This window comes from Rhodopseudomonas sp. WA056 (genome assembly GCF_010906995.1).
GTDB lineage: Bacteria > Pseudomonadota > Alphaproteobacteria > Rhizobiales > Xanthobacteraceae > Rhodopseudomonas > Rhodopseudomonas palustris_G.
In genome coordinates, this window is the sequence record NZ_QPFS01000183.1 from 1 (window position 1) to 6849 (window position 6849).

A 6849-nucleotide genomic window follows, 5' to 3' on the forward strand; every position below is an offset into this window, starting at 1 on the left:
CCAGCATCCAGCCGCCCAAGGCGGCGCTGCCGCCCGGCCAAGGCACGCGCATCGACCAGATCGCGTAGCTGCCGAAACAGGGACCGCGCGCAGGACGACTGGCCCCGCCGCGCGCGGGGCTTTGTCGTTTCGGTGCCAACAAGCGGAGGGCTGCTGGCACGCGGCCCACGCTCTGCTAGACTCCGTGGGTAGATAGCGGAGTAGCGCTGATGAGCGACGTCAGAGTCATGACCGGCGGCTGCCATTGCGGCCTGGTGCGGTTCGAATGCACCACCGACCTGTCGATGGTCACGGCCTGCAACTGCTCGATCTGCACCAAGAAGGGACTGCACTTCACCTTCCTGCCGCCGAAGAGCTTTCAGCTCCGCGCCGGCGAGGACAGCCTGAAGGAATACCTGTTCAACAAGCGCGCGATCAGCCACCAGCTCTGCGGCGAATGCGGCGTCGAAGTGTTCGCGCGCGGCACCAAGCCCGACGGCACCGAGGTGGTGGCGCTGAACGTCTCGTGCATCGACGGCATCGAACTGTCGCAACTGACGATGACCCCGATCGACGGCCGGCACAGGTAGTCGGCGGCCATTCTTACCACGGTCATTCCGGGGCGCTCGCGTCAGCGAGCGAACCCGGAATCTCGAGGTAATGTGCTCGGATCAGATTCCGGGTTCGCGCCTGTCGGCGCGCCCCGGAATGACTTGGGGAGAGATCGAGCGCCACCGGACAAGCTGTTACTTATCCAGCTCCTTGTAGTGCCGGAAGATGCCGTCCTGGTTGAACGGAATGCGGCGGTCGCTGGTGAGGTAGGCGGCGATGTTCGGGCGCTCGGCGATGCGGTCGTGCAACGCGACCAGCTTGGGAATGTCGCGCTCGAATGCCTTCATGTGCTTCGGAAACGCGTAGCGCAGGCCCTCGACGATCTGGAACAGCGACAGATCGGCGTAGCTCGGCTTGCGCCCCGTCAGATACGCACCGCCACCGCCGGCGATCAGGCGCTCGAAATAGCCGAGGAATTTCGGGGCACGGTTGTCCCAGAATTCGGCGCTGCGCTTCCTCGCCGGCTTCCGCTGGTCGTCGTAGTACAGCATGGTGCCGATCGGGTGATGGGTGTCGTGCACCTCCTGCACCAGGTCGGCGATGGTGAGCTGGAGCTGATGCACCCACAGCCGTCCCGATTCGGTGGCGGGTGCGAGACCGTGGCGGCTGCCGAGATACAGCAGGATATTGGCGGTCTGGCCGATGGTCAGCTTGCCGGCTTTCAGAAACGGCGGCGCGAATGGCGGCGTGCCCTGATCGGCCTGCATCAGCTTCATCATGGTCGCCATGCCGGCCTTGCCGCGGCGGGCGGCATCGACATAGCCGGCACCAGCCTCTTCCAGCGCCAGCCGCACGAACTCGCCGCGACCCTGAATGGTCGGCCAGTAGTATAATTCGTAAGCCATCGGTTCGGCCCCTGTGGTGAGCGCCGCACGGCCTGCATTGCGGCCGGTCTCCTCCGGAGCCTAACAAAAAAGCGCCGCGGAAGGTCCGCGGCGCTTCGATGAGGGATCGCTCTGGCGAAGAGCGTCAGTTGGTCTGCTGGATCGCCGCCAGTTCCCAGCTCGCGCCGGGACGCCGGGTGAAGGTCCAGATCTCGGTGGCCTCGATCGGCGTCTCGCTGCCGGCGACCAGCCGGTCGGTGCCGCGCTCCAGGGTCTTGTCGACCAGCGAGAACCGCATCGCCACGGTGGCGAAATCGGTTTCACCCTCGGTCCACGCTTCGGCGAGATCGCCCTGCAGCAGCTTCACGTCCGACACCTTGTTGATGTCGTTGGCGGCCTTGTTCTCCTCCAGATCCTTGGCGAAGTACGAAGCCATTTCCGGCGTAGCGAGCTCACGCAGCCGATCGATATCTTCGTTCGACCAGGCGGCCTGGACCTCGCCGAGCAGCCGCTCGAACGCCTCGTAGTCGTCCGGCTTGATCTCGAGCGGCCGATCGTTGCGCGCGCCGCCGCCGAAACCAAAGCCGGAGCGATAACCGGACTGCGACGCCTGCGCGGTACCTTGGGCAGTACCTTGGGCCGCACTCTGGTCCATGGCATGCGTGGCCCTGCCCATCGGGCCCGTGGCGTCTGCTCCATCGGGCCGCGGGCCCTGGCCTGCCGCCGGACCAGCCGCATAGGCTGCCTGCTGGTTGTTGCGGCGCTGCCACCAACCCCAGGCCAGACGGGCCAGGATCACGACCAGCGCCACCTGCAGTATCAGCCCGATGATCGAGGCGAAGCTGCCGAGACCCGACAGGAAGCCGCCGCCGAACAGCATGCCGAGCAGGCCGGCGCCGAGGAAACCGGCTGCGAGGCCGCCGAGCATGCCCATGCCCGGACGGTTGAAGAAGCCGCCCTTGTTGGCAGCGCCTGCGGCGGGTGCGTTCATGCCGGGGCTGCCCGGCTGGCTGTAGGTGCGGTTGAGCGGTTGGGCGGCCCCCGGTGCGGTGGTGGTGCTCGGCGGCGCCGCGAAGCTGCGCGAGCCGCGCGAGCCCATGCTGCCGCTGCGACCGGCACGGGCGTCGGCGGCCGACGACAGCACCATCGCCATCGGCAGGGCCAAAGCCATGGTCACGGCAAGAGCAGCGATAACGCCGCGCGTGCGATGCAAGAAATTCATGTCACTCCCTCAATCCCCGGCAGGGGGAAGCCTAGTAAAAATGGGCAGCGCCGATCAAAAAGAAAGCGGGCGCGTCGTCGCACGCCTGCGGCGCTCGGTCGCGGGAGGCCTGAATCGACAGCCTAATTGTAGAAGGAACCCTAATTGTAGAAGGAAGAAGTGTCGATGGTGACAGATTCGACGACGACTTTGCCGGTCTGCCTGTCAAAGGTCCCCGCCACTTGCACCGGAAAGGCGTCGGAGACGGCCGTCGAGTCGCGACGATCGCCGTAATTCAAAGTCACATACACGTCGCCCACAGCCTCGAACGAATTGTCCGGCCCCTCGAAAATACCGTCAGGATTCGCGTCGATCGACTCGAATTCGGTGTGGGTCGACAACTGATCGAGTTGATCCCATTCCGGCGAAGAGGCCAGATCGTATTCGCTGACCGCATCGATGATCGCTCGAAGCAGCTTCCGGTCTTCGACCGGCTTCAACTTCGGAACCTGATGAGCGCCGGTGACCGTCATCTGACCGCTCCCAATCCGATACCAGCATTGTACTGCCAGGCAAGGCGCGCGCCCAAGCCGTCCAATCCTCCCATGATCCGCTGCGAATCCATACCAAAATAGAACAGCCGCCGCTGAAAATAGCCGCGCAGGGCAGCCGGAATATCGAAAACGTGAGCCGCATCGTCCAGCGGTGCCGCCCACGGCACGTTCGGTGCAGGATGAGAACTGAACAACCCGCCTTGATTCACGATCCTCGTAGCCACCGCACGCGGAAGCAGAAATCCAACCTCGCTCCTTGCGAAGGGGTCCTCGTCCGCCGTTTGATCGATGATCTGTCGCGTCCTCACTCTGTAAGCGACGATACGCGCGCCGACCTCGCCGGCGGCAGGCACCGCCTGAAACGAGGGCGAGCGCGGTCTCGTGATCCGGACCGATACACTCTTGGGAGACGCCGTAACGGCGAAATAGGCCGCGACCAGAGGATTGGTCGTCCAGTCGAGCAGCCGGGTGGGCAGACCATGATGCTGAGCAAGGGCAAGTCGCTCCCACCGGCTCAGCCGAGACAAATCCGTGAACTCGGCAGCTCGCCGCTCGAATATTTCGATAAGCGTCCGCTCCTTGGCGAGCGAGTACTTTCCGCGCCCGATACCCGGCAGCAGTTCGAACCCTGGATCTCCCAGCCCGCGGAAAACCCAACCGCTATCGGCGTGGCCGTCAAGCCACTCCAGAAAGCGCGCCCAGACCTCAAGCCTCTTTTTGCCCGCCAACGCCTGTGGGGTGAGCTTAGATCGCTTGTCGTCAATGCTCATCGAGCAGCTCCCCCTACACCGGGACTGATCGAACCATCTCAGAAATCAAATACGTCATCTCACCAATGTATTTCAGTCCGACTCCATCGTCTCCTTCACCTTCGCCACCAGCGCGCTCAGCGCGAACGGTTTGGCCAGGAAGGCGAACTGCTCGTTTTCCGGCAGGCTCTTTTCGAACGCGTCTTCGGCGTAGCCGGAGACGAAGATGATCTTCAGATCCGGATTGCGGCCGCGCATCGCTTTCAAAAGCGTCGGGCCGTCCATCTCCGGCATCACGACATCGGAGACGACGAGATCGACTTCGCCGCCGTGCGCGTCGAACTCCTCCAGCGCTTCGACGCCGTTCGATGCTTCGATCACCTGATAGCCGCGCGAGCGCAGGCCGCGGGCATTGAGCGAGCGCAGCCCCTCTTCGTCTTCGACCAGCAGGATGGTGCCCTGCCCGGTCATGTCGGCGCGCGGCTTGGGCGCCGCCGGCGGCGGTTCGGATACGGCGCTGCCGGCGGCGGCGGGCGCCTCGACCTGCGGCTCGGCGGCCTGCTCGTGGCGCGGCAGATAGATGCGGAAACTGGTGCCCTTGCCGATTTCCGAATCGACGTAAACGAAACCGCCGGTCTGCTTGATGATGCCGTACACCGTCGACAGCCCGAGCCCGGTGCCCTTGCCGACTTCCTTGGTCGAGAAGAACGGCTCGAAGATCTTGTCGACGATCTCCGGCGGAATGCCGGTGCCGGTGTCGGAGACTTCGACGCAGACATAGTCCGCCGCCGGCATGCCGTTGTGCCCGAGTTGCGCGGCCGCGGACGCCGTGACGTTGGCGGTGCGGATCGTCAGTTTGCCGCCGTCGGGCATCGCGTCGCGGGCGTTGACGGCGAGATTGACGATCACCTGCTCGAATTGCGAGACGTCGGCCTTGGTCCGCCACAGATCGCGGCCATGCTGCATCTCCAGCGCGATCTTCTCGCCGATCAGCCGCTTCAGCAGCCGGTCGATGTCGGTCAGCGCCTCGCCGAGATCGAGCACCTGCGGCCGCAGCGTCTGCTTGCGCGAGAACGCCAGGAGCTGCCGCACCAGGGTCGCGGCGCGAGTGGCGTTCTGCTTGATCTGCATGATGTCCTGGAACGACGGATCGGTCGGCTTGTGCGCGTTCAGCAGGAAGTCGTTGGCCATCATGATGGCCGACAGCACGTTGTTGAAGTCGTGCGCGATGCCACCGGCGAGCTGGCCGATGGTGTCCATCTTCTGCGCCTGGTTGACCTGGTTTTCCAGCGCGCGGCGCTCGGTGGTCTCGAGCATGTAGACGATCGCCGCTTCGTTGTCGGTCTCGTCGCTGACCGCGGTGACGAAGAACTGACCCCAGCGCTCCTTGGCGCTGTCGAGCATCACTTCCACCGGAGCGATGTCGGCCTGCCCCCTGGCGGCCTGCTCGATCGCGCCCGCCAGCACCGCGCGGTCACGCGCCGAGGCCGCGGCGAGGATCGACTTCGATCCCGCCGAACCGGCCGGATCGAGGCTCTGCGCCAGCTTGGCCAGCCGGGCGTTGGCGCGCACCACCGCGCCGGTTTTGTCGACGGTGGCGATCGCCATCGGGGTCTGGTCGAAGAACCGCATGAAGCGGATTTCGGCGGCGCGCTGCGGATCGAGCCGGTCGTCGCGGGCACGGCTGATCACCAGCGTGCGCGACGGGCCGGGCGTGCCGTCGGCCCCGAACGCCAGCTTGTGATACAGCCGCACCGGCACGGTCTGGCCGCCGCGCTTCTTCAGGTCGATGTCGAAGACTTCGGTCTTCACCTCGCCGGGCTCCGGCACGATCGAAGTCAGCAGCGCGGCGCCGTCGCCGGACACGACGTCGGACAGTTTCAGGCCGCCGGAGCCGATCTCGGCGAGGTCGTGGTCGAGCCAGTTGGCCAGCGTGGCGTTGACATAGACCAGGTTGCCGGCCGGATTGACCGAGAAGAACCCGCAAGGGGCATGGTCGAGATATTCGATGGCATGTTGCAGGGTCTGGAACACATCCTCCTGGCGCTCGCGGTCACGGGTGATGTCCGCGATCGACCACACCGTCTGCCGCGCTTCGCGCTTGCTGGTGCCGAGCGGGCGCACCCGCAGCCGCATCCAGCGCCCCTGGCTGCCGTCGGTGCCGGCGACCCGCACCTCCTCCTGCAACCGCCGCCCCTCGCGCGCCGCCTTGAGCAGCCGGAACACCGCCTCGGAGACATCGGGATTGCCGATGAACACCCGCTCCACCGGGCGGACGTCCTGCATCGTCGCCGCCCCGGTCAGCGCCAGGTAAGTCGAGTTGGCATAAACCACGTGGCCGCCGGCGTCGGTGACCGCGATGCCGTCGAAGGCGTTTTCGGGGATCGCCCGCAGGATCGGATCCTCGGCGGCGCGGTCGGCGAAGCCGATGATGCCGGCCGCGAACGCGAACAGCATGAACAGCCCGACCATCGCCAGCAGCGCCAGCAGGCCGAGAATATAGGGCTGCGCGCCGGCACGGCCGAGCGTCATGAACGCCACTGCAGCGGCGACGATGGCGCCTGCCAGCAGCAGCACCAGCGCAATGCTGCCGCCGCGGCGGGCCGGCTCCGGCGACGCCGGGCGCGGCTCGGACGAAGCCTGTTGATCGTTGATGGTCATGGTCACCGAACCGGTCCCTTGCCCGCCGGGCACGCGGCGGCGCGGCTCCAACTGCCTGAATCGCGGCCGGAAACGCAAGACCATCCTCCGGCCCGTCCGCAGGCCATCAAGGACAATCCGTTCCGGCTTCCCGCGCCAGGGCGGCGCGCCGCCCGCCCCGCTCCTCGCTGCTGATGCATCGCCCCGCTCAATTGCTGCGGCCGGACCACGCCCGCTTCAGGTTCATGACGTAACCGATCACCTCGGCGACCGCCTGGTGCTGCCCCACC

General features: G+C 65.9%; 7 protein-coding genes. 2 read left to right on the plus strand and 5 right to left on the minus strand.

Translation table 11 applies throughout. From position 1 onward, the window contains the following. The first annotated feature begins 209 nt into the window (after positions 1 to 209). Positions 210 to 569 carry a GFA family protein gene (locus DU475_RS22580; RefSeq protein ID WP_164633390.1) on the plus strand — a complete coding sequence of 120 codons (360 nt, stop codon included), beginning with the start codon at positions 210 to 212 and terminating at the stop codon, positions 567 to 569. 156 nt (positions 570 to 725) lie between these two features. Here DU475_RS22580 and DU475_RS22585 read toward each other — a convergent pair whose 3' ends face one another. The 5 genes from DU475_RS22585 to cckA all read right to left on the minus strand — a co-directional run bounded on the left by DU475_RS22585 (position 726) and on the right by cckA (position 6580). After that, the gene (locus DU475_RS22585) at positions 726 to 1436 is read right to left on the minus strand and encodes a glutathione S-transferase (RefSeq protein ID WP_142883279.1); all 711 of its coding nucleotides are present in this window, start codon (positions 1434 to 1436) and stop codon (positions 726 to 728) included. A gap of 124 nt (positions 1437 to 1560) precedes the next feature. Then, on the minus strand, positions 1561 to 2637 hold the full coding sequence (locus tag DU475_RS22590) for a Tim44 domain-containing protein (RefSeq protein ID WP_013501243.1): 1077 nt from the start codon (positions 2635 to 2637) through the stop codon (positions 1561 to 1563). Positions 2638 to 2777: 140 nt separating this feature from the next. Then, positions 2778 to 3149 carry a pPIWI-associating nuclease domain-containing protein gene (locus DU475_RS22595; protein WP_013501242.1) on the minus strand — a complete coding sequence of 124 codons (372 nt, stop codon included), beginning with the start codon at positions 3147 to 3149 and terminating at the stop codon, positions 2778 to 2780. Then, positions 3146 to 3940 carry an FRG domain-containing protein gene (locus tag DU475_RS22600; protein WP_013501241.1) on the minus strand — a complete coding sequence of 265 codons (795 nt, stop codon included), beginning with the start codon at positions 3938 to 3940 and terminating at the stop codon, positions 3146 to 3148. Before DU475_RS22600 ends, DU475_RS22595 begins: the two co-directional genes overlap by 4 nt. A 72-nt stretch (positions 3941 to 4012) precedes the next feature. Further along, a complete protein-coding gene (gene cckA / locus DU475_RS22605) occupies positions 4013 to 6580 on the minus strand; it encodes a cell cycle histidine kinase CckA (RefSeq protein WP_246700399.1) in 2568 nt (855 codons plus the stop codon). Between cckA and DU475_RS24145 the strand changes: the two genes are divergently transcribed. Next, positions 6579 to 6849, plus strand: a 271-nt coding sequence (locus DU475_RS24145) for a hypothetical protein (protein WP_205524512.1), incomplete at its 3' end; no start/stop codon positions are given. The genes cckA and DU475_RS24145 overlap by 2 nt on opposite strands.